Below are 17,297 nucleotides of genomic sequence, written 5' to 3' on the forward strand. Positions count from 1 at the left end.
TGCAGGGCGATCAGCATGCTTGGACCTCCGGAGGTGATTGCAGTGACTCTATCAATCCTCGCATCACCGCTCGGGCCATGAAGAGTGGATAGCGATTCTCGCTTATGCAATCATCCGGGATGCGACAGATAGTCATTAGTCAATGACAGTGGTGCGCGGTTGCCCACGCTGCGACAATGGCACCCATGGAACGCTCAACCCGCCAACGCCACTCGATCCGCTCGGTCATGGAAACGGCCGGGCGCCCGCTGCTTCCCTCGGAAATTTTGATCGAGGCCCAGCGCGACGTGCCGGCGCTCGGTCTCGCCACCGTCTACCGCAATCTCAAGCAGCTCACGGACGCGGGCGAGATCCAGCTCGTTGAGTGGCCAGGCGAGCTGCCGCGCTACGAGCTCGCGGATCACAAGCACCATCACCATTTCCGGTGCCACGGCTGTAGTCGGGTCTTCGATGTGCACGCCTGCCCCGGCGACATGCAAAAGCTTGCGCCCCGGGGCTTCACCGTGGATGGGCACGAACTGACCCTGTACGGGCTGTGCAGCGACTGCAAGCGGCCGGCGGCCAGGAAGCCGGCCGCAGCCAAGCGCGCGGCGCGCCCGGCTGCTGCGCCTTCGCACAGAAAGCACCGCGCCACCGCTAACGCGTAGCCGGGGTGCTGGCGTCCTCTTCCGGCACGTAGACGATCTCGCCGCTCTCCAGCCGGTACGCGGTGCCGACGCGCTGGCCCTGGCGGCTGCCCGAGCGCACATCCCCCGCCATATAGCGCGAGACCTTGCCGCTCTCGCGCGTGATGATCTCCATGTCCGCCTTGCCCGGGTTCTTCACGACCGTGAAGTCCTTGGAAGTCAGCAGATCGGCCATCTTGAGGTTGGAGACGAGCGCAATCATCAGTGCCAGCGCGAACACGAGCGCGACGTCGAAGAGGTTGATCAGGAAGCCGAGCGGGTCCATTTCGTCGCCGTCGCCGCCGAGCCCTCTGCGCAGCAGAGACCGCCGCCGGCTCATGGCTGCACCCGGAGCTTGGCGCTGAGGTAGTCCAGCAGCGACAGATCGTCCATGGCCCAGCGCTGCGCCGCTTGGTGCAGAAGGAATCCGATGGCGCCGATCACGAGTCCCACAACGGTGGTCGCGAACGCCACCTCCATCTTGCGCGCCAGCAGGCTGATGTCGCCCGCCGCCCGCCCCACCAGCGCCGGCCCGAGCGAGATCAGCGTGCCCATCAGACCCAGCAGGGGCCCGATCCGCGTCATCGTGCGGTACAGCGCGAGCTGGCGGTCCGTCTGCAGTTCGAAGCCGGCGATCACGCGCTCATGCCAGGCCGTATCGTGCGGGGCCTGCTGCAGCGCCGCGGCGGCCTGCTGCAGCGGCGCAGGCCGGCGGGCGGTCGACGCGGCCAGCGCCTCGATCATGCGTGTCGCGTCAGGCACACCCGCACCTTCAGGTCCATCGGTACGGCGCTTCCAGCGGATCCGGTCGGTCCAACGTCCATAGAAGCCGCCCACCGCGATCAGTCCGCGCAGCAGCAGGTAGAGGATGGCGACCACCACCGGCACTTGCAGGGCAGCGGCGATCCACGAGAGTGTCTGTATCAGTTGTTCCATGTCTTCATTCCAGAATCGATCGGCGCTGCAGAAGCCATCCCAAGCCCATGACGGTTGCGATCTCGGCCGCGAGCGCGAGGCCCTGCACGCCGATCGCCGATGGCAGCGGGTCGGCGGCGGCCAATGCCGCGGGCCGGGCCAGCCAGATGCCGGCGCCGACCTGCACCGCGTGCAGCGCCAGGCGCAGGCCCGAGCGCATCAGCACGTCCGGCAGCGCCCGGCGCAGCCCCCACGAGCCCGCCACGAATGCCAGCGGAAACAGCACGGCGCAGCCGGCGGACAGCAACCTGAAATCCACTCCATCGACCGAGAGCATCACGACCACCTGCGCGAAGAACAGCGTCAGGAGCAGGGACGGCGACGGCAGCGCGCCGAGCCAGCGCCACCAGCGGCTCGCCTCGGCGAGGGTCTGCGCCTGCGCAGTCATGATGGCTTGCGCGCCGAAGAGCAGCGCCTCGGCCAGCAGCAGCGCCGAAAGGTCCAGCCTCCGCTCGGCATCCGCTGCCCAGGCGCTCACGGCCGCTATGCTGGTGCGGCTCGCCGCGTCGCCCGACAGCCACAGGGCCAGCGCCAGCACCGCAGCGAACCCAGCCCACCCCCCCATGCGCCACTCCGCGGCTTGGGCCATGGACAGCACCAGCCAGCATGAGGCCAGCAGGGCCAGGCCTGCGCTGGTGGCGCTCACGCGCCTACTCCATCGTCGGCATGCCGGCGCCGCAGCCACCACAGCAAGGCCCCGAGCGCCACCAGTACGGCCAGTACGGCCAGCACGCCGGCGGCAGGCAGCGTGGATCCGCTCCAGCGTGCGGAAGACGCATTCCGCCCCGCGGACCGGCCCGCATCGCCCGCCTGTGCGCCCGCTTCGGCCGGGGCCTCCGGCTTGGCGTCCTTGCGCAGCACCACGCCCCTGCCGCTGTCGATGGTCCCGCCTTCGTTAGAGCGCTGCAACGCATCCTCGTAGGGCTGGCGGTCCGGCGCATCCAGCTGCTGGGCGATGTACGCGCGCAGCGCACGGTTGTCGTTGACGAATTCGGTGCCACTCGCTCCGAAGCGCCTCACGAGCCGCGCGTGCAACTGCGCCACCTCGCGCAGGCGGGCCGCATCGGGCTTCCAGTAGCCCTTGCGCGCCGTCTCCAGCATCACGGCGGTCATCTCCTGCAGCGCATAGGGATTGGCACGCTCGAAGAAGCCATGCACGCCCAGCCCTTGCGCGTCGCGCACATAGGTTTCGTGCAGGGCATCCCACAGCGCCGGCGCGATCACGGAGGGCTTGGTCACGTTCCAGCCGTAGACGTTGCGGAAGGTCTCGGCGAAGACCTCGGCCGAGGACGCTCCGCCCTTCGACATCGCCTCGATATAGGCGGGGTTGAGCAGGGTCGCCCAGGCCTCGACGGCCATGGCCGCGCCGGCCTCGCGCACCACTGGGTTGGCAGGGTTGCGGAAGTCGCTGAAGTAGGCGGCCGGTTCCTTGCCGGTGACCTGGCGCACCGCCAGGTTCAAGCCGCCCATGAACTCGTAGACGTGGTCCAGCGAGATCGGCCCCCAGGTGTTGGACTCCAGCGGCTGCACGACCATGTCCGTGTTCGCGAGCGCGGCCTCGAAGGCACCCGGCTGGAAGGCGCCCCACAGGTCGCCTTCGCCGAAGGCGGCGCCCATGTTGCCCAGGTAGGTCCGCGCCACCTCGGCCTCGCTTTGCCAGCGGTCGCCCGCCTCCACCAGGCCCATGATGCCGGTGCCGTAATTGCCGTTGACGCCCCCGAAGACGCGCAGCGCCGCGAAGCGCTGCGCATCGGCGGGCGCGGCGCCCTGCTCCTTCAACCGGCGCTCGGTGGCGCGCGTGCCTTGCGCGACCACGTTGTCCTCCTCGCGCGCTTCGGCGGCCAGGGCGACGGCTTGGTTGATCAGGTACAGGCGCGAAGCGGCCAGGTCGCGCAGTTGACCCGAGGTCTGCACCACCACGTCCACGCGCGGCCGTGCGAGCCGCTCGCGCGGGATCAGCCGCAGGCTGGCCACCCGCCCGAAAGCGTCGCGCACCGGCTCCACGCCCAGCAGGTACAGGATCTGTGCGATCGCCACGCCCTCGGTGTGGATGAAGTCGCCTGCCCACAGCGTGAACGCGACCTTGGTCGGCCAGGCGCCGGCGTGGGCGGCACGGTGCTGCGCCAGCAGCTGGTCCGCTAGCCGCACGCCGACGGCCCAGGCTTGCTCTGAAGGCGTCTTCTCGGCGTCGATCGAGAACAGATTGCGCCCGGTCGGCAGTGCCGCCGGGTTGACGATCGGATCGCCGCCGGCGGACGGCTGCGTGAAGCCGCCCGCCAGGGCGTTGGCCAGCGCCGCCAGTTTCACGCGGGGGCTTTGCGCCAGCTGCGCCTGGTAGGCCGGCAGCGCGGCGAGCCGGTCGCGCAGGGTAAGCACCGCCTGGGCGAAGCGCCGCTCGCGCCCGCCGCGCTGCGCCTGCTCGCGGTCGACGGCCGCCTGCAGCCGCGACAGCGCGGGCGCCGCGGCGGTCCGGCGCGCCTGCAGTTCGCCGGGCAGCGGAGGGGCATCACGCCAGAAACGCAAGGACTCGTGCAGGGCGCGCAGTTGCGCCGCGTCGAGCGCCCCGACCCGCTGCACCGCATCTGCGGTCTCGGCCAAGGTCAGTGCAGGTACATGCGCGAGCGCCGCGGTGGCCATTGCCTCGCGTGCCTTCGCGGCCTCGGCCTCGGCCCGCTGCAGCAGCTCGGGCTCGTCCAACCAGCCGATCACCTTGGCACGCACCGGCGGCGCCTGCATGGCCAGCAGCAGCGCACGCACATCCGGATCGGTGGCGATTGCCAGGCCGCGCGCCATCGCGGGGACGGCGCGTGCGATGGTGCGCGCCTTCTCGAGGGCTTCGGGATCGAGGGTGCGGGTCGCGTGCTGGAATTTCTGGTCCGAGCGCAGCTCCGCGAGGAACGTGCGCTTTTCGGGATCGGCGAGCGCGCGCGCGAGGTGCTGTCGAAGCGCGGTCTCGTCGGGAGCGGCCCGGCCCCCGCGCGGGCCCGGCGCCGATGCGCGTGCGTCCGCGAGCCCGATGAAGCCATGGATGAGGTCGTCATCGCTGGGCTTGCGCTGCGCCCTTTCCCATTCGGCCGCACGGCGCAGCTCGTCGGGCGCGACCACGCCGGCCAGCACGTCAGCGGCAGGCGTGCCGCGGTCGAGCTGCGCGATCAGCGCGTCCGCACGCGGGCGATAGCGCGCGGCGAGCCATGCGCTGCGGTCGAGTCGCTCGCGGCGCACGCTGCCACGCGCCACGTCCAGCTCGGCCAGCGCCTGCACCAGCGCACCCAGGCCCATGAGCCGGGCGGTGCTGCGCTGGTCGGCCGTCGCATAGGGCGTTCCCAGCGTGTACAGGCCGGCGGTGATCCGGGCGTTCTCCAGCGTCTCCATGTGGTCGGCCAGTTGCTGGAGCTGCGCCTCGGTCCAGCCCGGCTGCTCGGGCAGGTGCAGGTCCTGGTGCAGCTTCAGCGCAACCGCCTCGTGCTGCACGTCCTGCGCATACTGCGCCTTCAGCGCCGGGCTGGCGGCCGAGTCCCAGGACTGGAGCAGGTCGGCTAGGCGCTTGTAGGCCGACTGTGCCCCGCCCTCGCGCAGCGGCGGCGTCAGGTGCGAGACGATGGTCGCGTAGCTACGGCGCTTGGCGATGATCGCTTCGCCGACGTTGCCCATGGTGTAGAGGTAGGCGTGCGGCACTTCGCCGATCAGCGCGTCCGGCCAGTCGCGGTCGGACAGCGCCACCTGCTTCCAGGGCGTGAACTCCAGGCTGCCGTGGGTGCCGAAGTGCATGACGGCGTCGGCGCCGAAGACGTTGCGGGTCCACAGGTACGAGGCCACATAGGGCCAGGGCGGCGCGAGCCTGGTGCCGTGCACGAGCTTGAAGGTTTCGTCGCCGATGCCCGGCAGCGGCTGGGGCAGCAGCACCACGTTGCCCAGCGGCACCCGCGCGACTGCGACCGCGTCGCCCAGCCGCAGATAGCTGCCGGGCGCCGGGCCGAACTGCCGGGTGACCTGCTCGCACAGCACCTGCGCCAGGCTCTTGCCGCACCAGGAACGTAGTTCTCCAGCAGACACGGCGGCCGGTCCGGCGTCGCGGGCGAAGGACGCGAAATCGCCCTTGGCGTAGGGACCGATGTTCGGGCCGCGCCGCTGCAGCAGCTGCGCGAAGTCCTGTTCGGTAGTGGGCAAGCCATCGACCGTGTAGCCCTGGGCCTTCAGGTGCCTGAGCAGCGCATACAGTGACGGCACCACCTCTAGGTCGCCGGCGGTCAGCGCGCTCTGGCCCGGCCCTTTGTAGTAGTAGATCGCCAGCTTCTTCTGGGCGTTCGGCTTGGCCTTCAGGGCGACGGTGCGCTGCACCAGCGTGGCGAAGCGCTCCAGCCGCTGCGGCATCGCGCGGAAAACCTTGAAGCCGTCCGCGTCGCGCTCCTGCGCGGCGATCGCCATGGGCGCCACCGCGCCGTCGAGTTCCGGCAGCGTGACGGACATCGTCAGCAAGCCGCCGCCGTAGCTGCGCTGGTCGGCCAGCCAGTCCTGCTGCTCGGAGAACACGGTCACCGGTGCGAACAGCGGGCTGTTGCGCTCCGCCAGCCACTGCCGTGCCTCGTCGGCCTGGCCCAGTGTCAGGCGGCCATGCGGCATGAAGACCACGGCAGCGGGATCAGCCTTGCGCAGGAAGTCGAGCCGTTTGCGGATCGCGGCGATCGGCACCACGTCGAAGCCCTTGGCCTCGAAGGCGCGAATCACGGCGTCCACGTGGTCGCGGTTGGCATTGAAGGGGCCCGGCACACTGGTCAGCAGCGCAAGCCGCGGCCGCCCCGGCGTCCATCCGGGGCGCTGTCGCAGCCAGCGTTCGAACGCCGCGAAGTCCTCGAACACGGCGTTCTCGTCCAGATGGAAGAAGACATCCTGCGCAATGGCCTGCGGCGGTTCGACCTCCACGGAAAACAGGCGCTTGCCATCGAACACCCGGCGTGCGTAGTTCAGCATCCGCGCGTAGTTGACGCTGCCGCCGTTGCGCAGGTAACCCGCGACCGCGTCGAGATCGGCGCCCTTCAGGCTGGTGACGTCGCGCTGCGGGTTGGTCGCACCGTCCACGTAGACCGGCGTGCCGGCAAAGCCCGCGGCACGCAGCGCCTCGAGCTGCTCGTCGCTCAGCTTGAGCCCGCGGCCGAACACGAGCACCAAGTCGTAGTCGCGCGCGCCGCAGCCGGCCGACTTCGAGGGCTTCCACGCGCACGAAGGCGCCAGGACGTGCCTTGAGGATCCGCGCCGCCTGGAAATCCGGATAGTTCACCAACGCGACGCGCGTCGGCGCGATCCACGTCCGCCACGCCGCTCACACAGTCGATCCGGCCGCCAGCGCCGCCAGACTCAGGGTAGCCCACAGCAGCAGCACTCGCCAGCGCCCGCTTCTTCCACCACCACGCACCACATCGGCTCCAAATCAGATCAAGAAGGTCTATGGTAACGATAATGACTTATCATTATTTTTTTCATGTAATTGCAGCCAAATTGCATCTATCAGCAACCCGCTTCCTCGCTGGATGATTCAGACTACGGTGGGCATGGCCGGCGTCGCCTCCGCTGCCTGCCTGGCCCAGTCTGCCGATGCGCCGGCATCGCCCGAGACATCCACGGCCGCCCTCGCTCCCGTGGTGGTCACGGCGACGCGGCGGCCGACACCGGCCGTCAGCACGCCTGCGACGGTCTCCGTGATCGACGAAGCCCAGATGCAGGAAAACCTCGTCACGGACTTCCAGGATCTGTTCCGCTACGAACCCGGCATCGCCGTCAAGCGCGAGCCGCGCGGCCGGGGCGGCGAGGCCGGGCTCGAGGTGCGGGGCATCGGCGGCCAGCGGCTGGGCATGCTGGTCGATGGCGTGCGGCTGCCCGGCGGCTATGTGGCCTCGGGGGCCAACCTTGGCCAGTTGAAGCTCGATCCCCTCTCCCTGGCGCGCGTGGAGGTGCTGCGCGGACCGGCCTCCAGCCTCTACGGCAGCGATGCGCTGGCGGGGGTCGTGCTTTTCAAGACACTGTCGCCGACGGATTTCCTCACGGGCGACCGGACGTTCGCGGGCAGCGCCTCCGCCGGCTATGACGGCGCGGATCGCAGCCATTATGCGAACACGAACCTCGCCTTCCACGCCGGCGCGACACGCAACCTGATCTCGCTGACGGCCCGCGATGGCCATGCACTGAGGAACCATGGCGACAGCGCCTTGCAGCCCACCCCCCAGGACGGGCGGGGCCACAACCTGCTGCTCAAGTCCATCCTCGACCTCGATGCCGAGCAGAGCCTCACGTTCACCGGAGAGCACTACGAACAGAAGATCCGCACGAACCAGCTTTCGCTCCTCGGCCCGCTGACGGGGGGCACACGCCTCAACGGCAGTTCCGCTGACGACAGCAGCACCCGAGCGCGTGTGGGCCTGGCCTATCGCTACGCCCCCGCCAGCGCCTGGTTCGACAACCTCAAAGCCCAGCTCGACTACCAGCGCAGCACCAGCCAGGAGCGGACCGCGGAGAACCGCCAGCCGCCGGGCGCCACGCCTGCCCTCCTGCGCGATACCCTGCTTTTCTACCGCGAACCGCAGTGGTCCGGCAGCGTGCAACTGGACGGCCAGCGCCAGACGGGCTCCGTGACGCATCGCTGGGTCGCCGGCATGGACCTGCTGTCGAAGTCGGTCAGCCTGTACAACGACGCGCTCCAGCGGACGGTCACGGGCGCCGGCGCAACCAATGTCGTCGACGGCGACGTATACCCGCGCAAGATCGCGCCGGACACGGACATCCGCAACGTCGGCGTCTTCGTGCAGGACGAGATGGCCTTCGGCGACGGGAGGCTGCGCCTGACCCCGAGCCTGCGCTACGACCGCTACGAACTCTCGCCCAAGCCCGATGCGCTGTTCGCAAATGCCAATGTGGCGGGCAGTACGCCGGTGGGCCTCTCCAGGAACGCACTGACGCCACGCCTGGGCCTGAGCTATGAATGGCAGCCCGAACAGGTGGTATACGCGAACTATGTGACGGGCTTCCGCATGCCCACGTACGACCAGCTCAACCGCATCGGCCAGGTGCCGGTGGCGACCTTCATCCATGACTTCATCCCCTCACCCGACCTCAAGCCCGAGAAGAGCAGGGGCATCGAGCTGGGGCTGAAAGGCGAGTCACAGGCCGGCTCATATGAGGTGGCAGCGTTCTACAACCGCTACCGGGACTTCATCGACACGCAGATGATCGCCTACATCCCGGCCGGGCCCACGGTCGGGTCGCGTCCCATCCGCCGCTTCCAGTCGCGCAACATCGACGAGGTCGAGATCTACGGCGTGGAAGCACGCGGCCGTCTCTCCCTGAACCGGTGGATCCAGGCGTCCTCCCGGTGGAACCTCATCGGCGCGCTGCAGTGGTCCGTGGGCAATGACAAGACCAGCGATCAGCCCATCAACGGCATCCAGCCCGCGCGACTGGTCGGCGGTCTGAAGTGGGACCAGCGCGGCGGCCAGTACGGCGGCCAGCTCATCGGAAACTTTGTCGCGGCCAAGAAGCGGGTCAACACGGCGCTGACCCAGACGGGATCCACCGTGCCGGTGCCGCTGACCACTGCGGGCTATGCCACGGTCGACGTCACGGCCTATGTCCGGCTCGGCAGGCGGACGACGCTCCACCTCGGGGTGTTCAATCTCTTCGACCGCCAGTACTACGACTGGTCCATGGTCAGCGCCCTCTCGGGCAACGACGCGCGGCTCGCGGCCTACACGGCCCCAGGCCGTACGGTGTCGGCCAGCCTCAAGGTAGACTTCTGATCATGATTCCCCGCACCTATGACCAATGGCGACACTGCATCACCGTCGAGTGCGGGATCGCTTTGACGCCTGAGTATGCAGCTGGACGGCTTGCTGTCTGGAACGATCCGGAATGCGATGAAACACAGAGGTTTCGAAAGCTCTATGGCGATGCCCACTGGAATCGCGTGCGCGCCTGGTTCCAACAGGCGGCCGATAAAAGGGGCGCACCCATCGCGTGATCCGCGGTCTGGGCACGGCATATCTCGAAGCGGGTATGGGGCCGTTTCGATCCTGCGGGCGGCAAGGAGGCTCAGGCGGATCATGCGGCGTCCCCTTGCGGTGCTTGCGGCTCGGACGCAGGCGCGTGCAGGCGGGCGAACTCGCCTCCCTCGTAAGCGATGAAGGCGTCGATCATGGCGCGGTAGGCAGCCTCGACCACCGCCTCGGGCGCGCCCAGGCCGCGGGCCTGGGCCTTCACACGGTCGACGATGTATTCGATGCGCGGGCCGTCGTAGACCTGGTCGGCGCTCTGCTTGATGCGCGCGGCCTGGGCCACGTAGCCGCCACGCTCGGCGATCAGTGCGACGATGCGGTCGTCGAGCGCGTCGATGTGGCGCCGCACATCGGCCATGGTGCCGCAGTGTTCGACGGGGATGGTGAGCCTTTGGGACATCTGGGTCTTCCTTCTCGTTGCAATGATCCTCGCAACCGGCGCGCTCCGGGCGAGTGGGCGCCGCGCAAGGGCCGCCCCGCCGCGCCCGGCGGCGCCCTCCTTCCCGCGCAGCGAGAGAAGGGGGGAGGCAGCGAAGCTGCTCGGGGGTCGTTGTGCGCTATTCACTCCAGGCCTTCTTCGACGAGTTCGGCGGCGCGCAGCAGCGCGCGGGCCTTGGCTTCGGTTTCCTTCCATTCCAGTTCGGGCACCGAATCGGCCACGACGCCGGCGGCGGCCTGCACGTAGAGCGTGCCGTCCTTGACCACGCCGGTGCGGATGGCGATGGCCAGGTCCATGTCGCCGGCGTAGCTGATGTAGCCGCAGGCGCCACCGTAGAGGCCACGGCGCGTGGGTTCGAGCCGGTCGATCAGTTCCATCGCATGCACCTTGGGCGCGCCCGACAGCGTGCCGGCCGGGAACGTGGCCTTGAACACGTCCATCGCGCTCAACCCATCCTGCAGGATGCCCTCGACGTTGCTCACGATGTGCATCACGTGGCTGTAGCGCTCCACCGCGAAGGCTTCCGTGACCTTGACGGTGCCGGTCTTGGCGATGCGGCCGATGTCGTTGCGCGCCAGGTCGATCAGCATGACGTGCTCGGCGCGCTCCTTCGGGTCGGCGACGAGTTCCTGCTCGACGGCCTTATCCTCCTCGAGCGTCGCCGCGCGCGGGCGGGTGCCGGCCAGCGGGCGGATGGTGACCTTGCGGCCTTCGGGCACCGTCTCCTGACGCACCAGGATCTCCGGCGAGGCGCCGACGACGTGGAAGTCGCCGCCGTCCGGCAGCGATCCCGACAGGTCGTAGTAGTACATGTACGGGCTCGGGTTGAGCGAGCGCAGCGCGCGGTACAGCGACAGCGGCGAGGCGTCGAAGCGCTTCTCGATGCGCTGGCCGACCTGCACCTGCATGAAGTCGCCGGCGGCGAGCAGTTCCTTGGCGCGTTCCACGGCCGCGAGGTAGTCGGCCTTGGCGAACGGGCGCTCGGCCGGCTGCGCAGCCGTTGGCGCAACGACGGGCGCGGCCACCGGGCGGCGCAGCGCCGCCTTCAGGCCGTCGAGCCGCTCGCGCGCCGCGGCATAGGCGCCGGGCCTGCCCGGGTCGGCATAGACGATGAGGTAGAGCTTGCCCGACAGGTTGTCGATCACGGCCAGTTCCTCGCACTGCAGCAGCACGATGTCCGGCAGGCCCAGCGTGTCGGGCGGCGCGCTGTGGACCAGCTTGCGCTCGACGTGGCGCACCGCGTCGTAGCCGAAGTAGCCGGCCAGGCCGCCGCAGAAGCGCGGCAGGCCGGGGCGCAGCGCAACCCGAAAGCGCTGCTGGTAGGCGGCGATGAAGTCCAGCGGGTTGCCGCGCGCAGTCTCGACCACGGCGCCGCCGGTCACGACGTCGGTGGCGGCCTCGTCGCCGTAGCCACGGGCGCGCAGCAGCGTGCGCGCCGGCAGGCCGATGAAGCTGTAGCGACCGAAGCGTTCGCCGCCGACGACGGATTCGAGCAGGAAGCTGTTGGTGCCGGACCGGGGGCCCTCGGCGCCGTGGACCAGCTTGAGGTAGAGCGACAGCGGCGTCTCGAGGTCGGCGAAGGCCTCGGCGACGAGCGGCACGCGGTTGTAGCCCTCGGCGCTCAGGCGGGTGAATTCGGATTCGGTGATCACGGGATGGGGGCTCCGGCTCGGCGCGGCACCGCTCTGGGAGAGTCCGATGCAAGCAAGGATGCCGCGCAGTGGTTCATGCGGGACGGCCCCGGCGGTGGGGCCACGGTGCACGCGGCGCGCATGGCGTGCGCCCGGTGCGGTCAGCGTTGAGCGTGCGCTGGCTCAGCGCCAGGGCCAGGCTCCCCGGTCGCTTCGACCTGTGCCGATCACACGGTGGATGAACATCCGCGCGAGTGTAGCAAAGGCCCTCCGCGCGAAAACCCTGTTGCCGCGCTCCGCCGGGCCTGCCAAGAATCGCCGCACGGTTTTTGCTTGCCTCCACCACCGCCCGACGGGTGCCGGCGGCCTTGTTCCACGTCAAGGCGCATGCGCACCGGCCCCTGCATCCTGTCCACCGCACCGCATCCTTTTTTCTGCCCCGTCCGTCCGCTCCCCGACCACCATGAAGTACAGCGACCTCTCCATCGGCACCCGACTCGGCATCGCGTTCGGCGCCATCCTGCTCCTCACCGCGGCCGTGGCCGGCATCGGCGCGACGCGCATGTCCGCGCTGCACGAGGCCGGCGACCGCGTGGCCACGCGCGAGATCGAGCTGCAGGTGCTGGTGCACGACTGGTCGTCCGACATTCGCATCAACTGGGTGCGCACCGAAGCCGCGCTGAAGACCGCCGACCGCGGATTCGGCGAGAAGCTCAAGGCCGAGATGGACGCGACCTCGTCCACCACCACCCGCAAGCAGAAGCGGGTCGAAGCCCTGGTCGACGATGCCGAAGGCGGCACGCTCATCGCCGCCATCTCGCGCACCCGCGAGGCCTACCGCAGCCGGCGCGCCGCCATCCAGCAGGTCTACGGCGGCGGCGCCACCGACGTCACCGCGCGCGTGGACGGCGAACTCCAGCCGCTGGCTGCGGCCTACCTGGACAGCATCGACGCATTGCGCAAGCACGTCGAGCAGCGGCTGGCGCACAGCCAGGACGCCAATGCCACGCTCGCGCGGCATGGCCAGTGGCTGCTCGGCCTGGTGACCGCCGCCGCCGTGCTGCTGGGCGCCTTCCTGTCGTGGATCACCACCCGCTCGGTCGTGCGGCCGATGCGCGAGGCCCTGGCCGCGGCCGAGGCGATCGCCGGCGGCGACCTGTCGCGCCCCGTGGCCGCGCACAGCCGCGACGAGTCCGGCCAGCTGCTGCATGCGCTGGCCGGCATGCAACAGCGCCTGGCGGCCGCCGTAGCCGGCGTGCGCCGCAATGCCGACAGCGTGGCCACGGCCAGCGCCGAGATCGCCCAGGGCAACAGCGACCTCTCCGGGCGCACCGAGCAGCAGGCCTCCGCATTCGAAGAAACGGCCGCCTCCATGGAGCAGCTCGCCTCCACCGTGCGCCAGAACGCCGACAACGCCCGCCAGGCCAACCAGCTCGCCCAGGGCGCCTCCACCGTCGCCACCCAGGGCGGCCAGGTCGTCGCCGAAGTGGTCGACACCATGAAGGGCATCAACGACTCCAGCCGCCGCATCGCCGACATTATCGGCGTGATCGACGGCATCGCCTCCCAGACCAACATCCTGGCGCTCAACGCTGCGGTCGAAGCCGCCCGCGCCGGCGAACAGGGCCGCGGCTTCGCCGTCGTCGCCGCAGAGGTGCGCAGCCTGGCGCAGAGGAGCGCCGAGGCGGCCAAGGAGATCAAGGGGCTGATCGGCGCCAGCGTGGAGCGGGTGCAGCAAGGCAGCGCCCTGGTCGACAAGGCCGGCGCCACCATGGGCGAAGTCGTCTCGGCCATCCGCCGGGTGACCGACATCGTCGGCGAGATCAGCGCGGCCAGCGCCGAGCAGAGCAGCGGCGTGGCGCAGGTGGGCGAGGCGGTCACGCAGATGGACCAGGCCACGCAGCAGAACGCGGCGCTGGTGGAGCAGTCGGCCGCCGCGGCCGCAAGCCTGCGGGAGCAGGCCGAGCAGCTGGTGCAGGCGGTGTCGGTGTTCCGGCTGGCGGGCGACCAGCGCGCGGTCGCGGCACACGGGGTGGCGAGCGCCGCAGCCCCGGCGCACGCGCCTGCGCGCGCCGTTCCGGTCCGCAAGCCGGCGGCCGTGGCCCATGCGGCGCCGAAGCCCGTCGCGGCACCCGCGCCGCGCGTGGCCATGGCCCCGGGCAGCGAGGATGACTGGACCTCGTTCTAAACCTATACTCCCCCATCCAACAGCCATCAGCCTACGTTTCTCGCCCGCCAGCGGCGTATACCCCCTCAACCGCCGATTTCGCCGATGCGATCCACGAACCCGTCCGCATCGACGCCGCGCACCGGCTCGCCGTGGTTGTAGCCGTAGGTGACCAGCACCACCGGGCAGCCGGCCGCGCGGGCGGCGCGGGCGTCGTTGCTGGAATCGCCGACGACCAGCGTGCGCGCCGGCACGCTGCCGAGCGCTTCGCAGGTCCGCAGGATCGGCAGCGGGTCCGGTTTCTTGCGCTCGCAGCTGTCGCCGCCGAACACGGCGGCGAAGTGGCCGGCGATGCCCTTGGCCTGCAGCAGCGCCACGGCGAAGTCGCGCGGCTTGTTGGTCAGGCAGGCGAGCCGCAGGCCGGCGGCCTGCAGCGCGGCCAGCCCTTCGGCCGCACCGGGATAGAGCACCGAGAACCGGCCGTTCACATCCGGATAGTGCCGGTGGTAGCGGGCCCAGGCCGGCTCGTAGAGCGCAGCGGCCTCGCCGGCACGGTCCGGCCCCAGCACGTGGGCCAGCACGCTGCGCAGCAGGTGCTCGGTGCCCTTGCCGACCCGGTGCTCCACCGCCTGCGGCGCAATGGCGGGCAGGCCCAGGTCAGCCAGCGTGCGGGCCAGGGTTTCGGTGAAATCGCCGAGCGTGTCGACCAGGGTGCCGTCGAGGTCGACGATGGCGGCGTCGAAGGCCGAGAGGGGCGGAAGAGATGAGGTGTTCACAGCCCGGAAATGTACCCGGCCGCAGCCGCAGGCCATAGTCCAGCCGAGCGTGCCGTGGCCGGTGTCGAGAAACTGGTTGGCATAGCGGATGGTCCCGACGATCGGCGTGCCACCGCCGAGCTACTTCAGCGGTCTGTTGGGCCACTTCTTACTATTACCGGGCATCCTCGTAGGCTTCGGCAGGACGGTCATTCGGCGCAGCGAATGCGGCTCGCAAGGAATCGCTCAGGGGGATGTTGATGACCGCACCGCGTGGAGGAATCGACGACAGGAACCACTTGGCGTAGAGCTTTTCCAGAGCCCCCGAGGCATACGATTCGGCGATATAGCCGTCGATGGCCTTCTTGAAAGCCACGTCGTCTTTGCGCAGCATGATCGCGATGGGCTCGATGCCTAGCGGCTTGCCGACGATGCGGAAATCCGACGGGGTCTTCGCATTCGAAATAACGCCGGCCAGCATGTTGTCGTCCATTGCGAACGCGTCCACCCGGCCGGTTTCCAGCAGCAAGAAGCTCTCGGCATGGTCCTTTGCCGTCACCAGCGACAGGTTCACTCCACCATCCTTCTGCAACTTGCGCAGACGCTGCACGAGGGTCGTCCCCGTGGGGGTCGCAACATTACGGCCCCGAAGGTCTTCCGCACTGGTAATGCCGCTCGACGTCCTCACGGCGAAGCGCGCTTCAGTGATATAGGTCGTATTGGCAAACGACACCGATTGCTGGCGCGCCAGATTGTTCGTCGTCGAGCCGCATTCGATATCGATCGTACCGTTTTGCAGCAGCGGCAGCCGGTTGGACGGTGTGACGGCCATAGCCTTGATGGCCACACCCGGTAGCAGCTTTTTCAGCGCTCCCTCGCACAACTCCACGTGGTATCCGACAAAACCGCTCCCTATGGCGTACGAGAGGGGAACAGACGCATCGCGCACGCCCATGACGATGCTGCCGTTCGCCTTCGCTTTGGCCAGGGTGCCGGATTCTTGGGCCATGGCGCTGGCCATGGCGAGCCCGGCCAGTGCGACGCCGGTGATCGCGGCCTTCATGCAGCCGCCTGCGTGGTCAGCACGGGCGCAGGTGCCGCGATCTCGTCCAGGCTTTCCTTGAGCGCACGATCCAAGATGGCAATCGCGCGGTCGATCTCCTGGTGCGACACGGTCAGCGGCGGCGCGATGCGCCAGACGGACCCACGCTCGGGGCGCCGCCGGATGTTCATGCTCAGGCCGAGTTCGAAGCACTTTTTGGTGGTGCGCGCGCCCAACTCGTGGTGCGGCAGGCGTGTCTCGCGGTCGCTCACCAGTTCCACGCCGAGCAGCAGGCCTTCTCCGCGCACATCGCCGATGGACTCGTAGCGCTGCTGCAACCCCAGCAACTGCTCGCGCAGGTAGGCGCCGGTGGAGCGCGCACGCTCGATGAGGCCCTCGCTCCTGATGGTCTCCAACACTGCCAAGCCCACAGTGGCGGGCAATGGGTCCGACACATGGCTGGTATAGAAGGTAAATCCTTTCTCGAAGCAGTCCTGTTCAATGGCCTGGCTCGTGACTGTGGCGGCCAGCGGCAGGCCGCCGCCCATGGTCTTGGAGACAGACATGATGTCCGGCACGACCCCGTAGAAGTCCGAAGCCGTCCGATGACCGATGCGGCCGAACGCTGTCTGCGCCTCATCGAAGATCAGCAGCATTCCTCGGTCGTCGGCGGCCTTTCGCAGGGCCTGCATGTAAGACTTCGGCGGTACCAGTACGCCTCCGGCGCTGATGATGGGCTCGATGATGATGGCCGCGCGCCGACCGGTGGACGCCATGTCGTACATCTTTAGCCCAAGTTCCAGGCAGACCAGGGCGGACTCCTCGCCCGACAGGCCCTTGATGTAGGGGCGGTACGCGTTGGGCTCCGGCATGACGAAAACGCCGGGCACGTGCACGCCATAGCCCTTACGGTCGCTAGCGAACGAGACAGCGCTGGTGCCGCCGGTCACGCCGTGCCAGGAACCGCCGACAGCCAGGATCTCGAAGCCACCGGTATACATCTTGACCAGGCGGAGTGCGACCTCATTGCTCTCGGAGCCGGTGTTGACGAAGATCGACTTGGTCAGCGGCTTGGGCATCCAGTCTTGCGCCATCTTCTGCGCCAGCTCGGCGACGACCTCGGGGATCATGCCGCTGAACAGGTGGAAGGCCTTCTCGCCTGCCTCGTGTACCGCACGCACGATCGCCGGGTGGTTGTGGCCGATCGTGGCGCACATCTGGCCCGAGGTGAAGTCCAGGATCTCCCGGCCGGTGTCATCGATCACGACGGTGCCGCGCGCGCTTCGAAAGAGGTTCGGGAAGGTGTCGCCGCCGTAGCGGACCATGAATTCTTTGGCTGCTGCTCTCAGTTGCTCGATCATGCCGGGACTGAGGTTGCCCCTGAAAACCGGAGTGCATAGCCCGGTCATCAAGCGGCAGATTTGCGCTGCGTCGCCAACCAGCGTTGTTCGAACTGCATGGGGCTGAGGTAGCCCAACGCCGAATGTAGCCGCGAATGGTTGTAGAAGGCGATCCAGTCCATGACCGCCTGGCGTGCCTGCTCGCGTGTGGCAAACCGTTGACCATGGACGCAGGCCGTCTTCA

14 protein-coding genes are annotated in these 17,297 nt (G+C 69.0%); 4 read left to right on the forward strand and 10 right to left on the reverse strand.

Annotation, left to right across the window (positions count from 1 at the left end):
- Positions 1–185 precede the first annotated feature (185 nt).
- Positions 186–647, forward strand: a complete 462-nt coding sequence (locus tag GAK38_RS20955) for a Fur family transcriptional regulator (protein ID WP_325346879.1) — start codon at positions 186–188, stop codon at positions 645–647.
- On the opposite strand, the gene GAK38_RS20960 is transcribed toward GAK38_RS20955, so the two are convergent.
- Genes GAK38_RS20960 through GAK38_RS20975 form a run of 4 tightly spaced genes read right to left on the reverse strand, consistent with a single transcriptional unit; the run spans position 637 to position 6,803 of the window.
- On the reverse strand, positions 637–1,005 hold the full coding sequence (locus GAK38_RS20960; protein ID WP_325346880.1) for a DUF2149 domain-containing protein: 369 nt from the start codon (positions 1,003–1,005) through the stop codon (positions 637–639). The genes GAK38_RS20955 and GAK38_RS20960 overlap by 11 nt on opposite strands.
- Positions 1,002–1,601, reverse strand: coding sequence for a MotA/TolQ/ExbB proton channel family protein (locus tag GAK38_RS20965; RefSeq protein ID WP_325346881.1), 600 nt, complete (start codon positions 1,599–1,601; stop codon positions 1,002–1,004). Before GAK38_RS20965 ends, GAK38_RS20960 begins: the two co-directional genes overlap by 4 nt.
- 4 nt (positions 1,602–1,605) lie before the next feature.
- Positions 1,606–2,286, reverse strand: a complete 681-nt coding sequence (locus tag GAK38_RS20970) for a hypothetical protein (protein WP_325346882.1) — start codon at positions 2,284–2,286, stop codon at positions 1,606–1,608.
- Positions 2,283–6,803 carry a cobaltochelatase subunit CobN gene (locus GAK38_RS20975; protein ID WP_325346891.1) on the reverse strand — a complete coding sequence of 1,507 codons (4,521 nt, stop codon included), beginning with the start codon at positions 6,801–6,803 and terminating at the stop codon, positions 2,283–2,285. Before GAK38_RS20975 ends, GAK38_RS20970 begins: the two co-directional genes overlap by 4 nt.
- A 362-nt stretch (positions 6,804–7,165) precedes the next feature.
- On the opposite strand from GAK38_RS20975, the gene GAK38_RS20980 reads away from it, so the two are divergent.
- Positions 7,166–9,424, forward strand: a complete 2,259-nt coding sequence (locus tag GAK38_RS20980) for a TonB-dependent hemoglobin/transferrin/lactoferrin family receptor (RefSeq protein ID WP_325346883.1) — start codon at positions 7,166–7,168, stop codon at positions 9,422–9,424.
- A 2-nt stretch (positions 9,425–9,426) separates the two neighbouring features.
- Positions 9,427–9,645, forward strand: coding sequence for a hypothetical protein (locus GAK38_RS20985; RefSeq protein ID WP_325346884.1), 219 nt, complete (start codon positions 9,427–9,429; stop codon positions 9,643–9,645).
- An 80-nt stretch (positions 9,646–9,725) separates the two neighbouring features.
- Here GAK38_RS20985 and GAK38_RS20990 read toward each other — a convergent pair whose 3' ends face one another.
- Positions 9,726–10,079, reverse strand: a complete 354-nt coding sequence (locus tag GAK38_RS20990; protein WP_325346885.1) for a chorismate mutase — start codon at positions 10,077–10,079, stop codon at positions 9,726–9,728.
- A 161-nt stretch (positions 10,080–10,240) separates the two neighbouring features.
- Positions 10,241–11,770, reverse strand: a complete 1,530-nt coding sequence (locus GAK38_RS20995) for an anthranilate synthase component I family protein (protein WP_325346886.1) — start codon at positions 11,768–11,770, stop codon at positions 10,241–10,243.
- A gap of 442 nt (positions 11,771–12,212) precedes the next feature.
- On the opposite strand from GAK38_RS20995, the gene GAK38_RS21000 reads away from it, so the two are divergent.
- Positions 12,213–13,937 (forward strand): methyl-accepting chemotaxis protein, encoded by a 1,725-nt coding sequence (locus tag GAK38_RS21000; protein ID WP_325346887.1) that lies wholly within the window; start codon positions 12,213–12,215, stop codon positions 13,935–13,937.
- 65 nt (positions 13,938–14,002) lie between these two features.
- Here GAK38_RS21000 and gph read toward each other — a convergent pair whose 3' ends face one another.
- The 4 genes from gph to GAK38_RS21020 form a co-directional block, all read right to left on the reverse strand.
- Entirely contained in the window at positions 14,003–14,728 is a 726-nt protein-coding gene (gene gph, locus GAK38_RS21005; protein ID WP_443089254.1) for a phosphoglycolate phosphatase, read from the reverse strand.
- A 118-nt stretch (positions 14,729–14,846) separates the two neighbouring features.
- Positions 14,847–15,734: a transporter substrate-binding domain-containing protein gene (locus tag GAK38_RS21010; RefSeq protein ID WP_325346889.1), complete on the reverse strand. Its 888-nt coding sequence runs from the start codon at positions 15,732–15,734 to the stop codon at positions 14,847–14,849.
- Positions 15,731–17,074 carry an aspartate aminotransferase family protein gene (locus GAK38_RS21015; protein ID WP_325346890.1) on the reverse strand — a complete coding sequence of 448 codons (1,344 nt, stop codon included), beginning with the start codon at positions 17,072–17,074 and terminating at the stop codon, positions 15,731–15,733. The genes GAK38_RS21010 and GAK38_RS21015 overlap by 4 nt, the downstream gene beginning before the upstream one ends.
- A 47-nt stretch (positions 17,075–17,121) precedes the next feature.
- Positions 17,122–17,297: IS3 family transposase (locus tag GAK38_RS21020; RefSeq protein WP_325345865.1), on the reverse strand; the 176-nt coding region annotated here is incomplete at its 5' end.

Source organism: Xylophilus sp. (assembly GCA_009914555.1).
In the GTDB taxonomy this organism is placed as follows: Bacteria; Pseudomonadota; Gammaproteobacteria; order Burkholderiales; family Burkholderiaceae_C; genus WNDY01.

Coding starts and splice junctions, on each gene's coding strand:
- GAK38_RS20955 (WP_325346879.1), top strand. CDS start 186: ATGGAACGCTCAACCCGCCAACGCCACTCGATCCGCTCGGTCATGGAA.
- GAK38_RS20960 (WP_325346880.1), bottom strand. CDS start 1,005: ATGAGCCGGCGGCGGTCTCTGCTGCGCAGAGGGCTCGGCGGCGACGGC.
- GAK38_RS20965 (WP_325346881.1), bottom strand. CDS start 1,601: ATGGAACAACTGATACAGACACTCTCGTGGATCGCCGCTGCCCTGCAA.
- GAK38_RS20980 (WP_325346883.1), top strand. CDS start 7,166: ATGATTCAGACTACGGTGGGCATGGCCGGCGTCGCCTCCGCTGCCTGC.
- GAK38_RS20985 (WP_325346884.1), top strand. CDS start 9,427: ATGATTCCCCGCACCTATGACCAATGGCGACACTGCATCACCGTCGAG.
- GAK38_RS20990 (WP_325346885.1), bottom strand. CDS start 10,079: ATGTCCCAAAGGCTCACCATCCCCGTCGAACACTGCGGCACCATGGCC.
- GAK38_RS21000 (WP_325346887.1), top strand. CDS start 12,213: ATGAAGTACAGCGACCTCTCCATCGGCACCCGACTCGGCATCGCGTTC.
- gph (WP_443089254.1), bottom strand. CDS start 14,728: ATGGCCTGCGGCTGCGGCCGGGTACATTTCCGGGCTGTGAACACCTCA.
- GAK38_RS21010 (WP_325346889.1), bottom strand. CDS start 15,734: ATGAAGGCCGCGATCACCGGCGTCGCACTGGCCGGGCTCGCCATGGCC.
- GAK38_RS21015 (WP_325346890.1), bottom strand. CDS start 17,074: ATGATCGAGCAACTGAGAGCAGCAGCCAAAGAATTCATGGTCCGCTAC.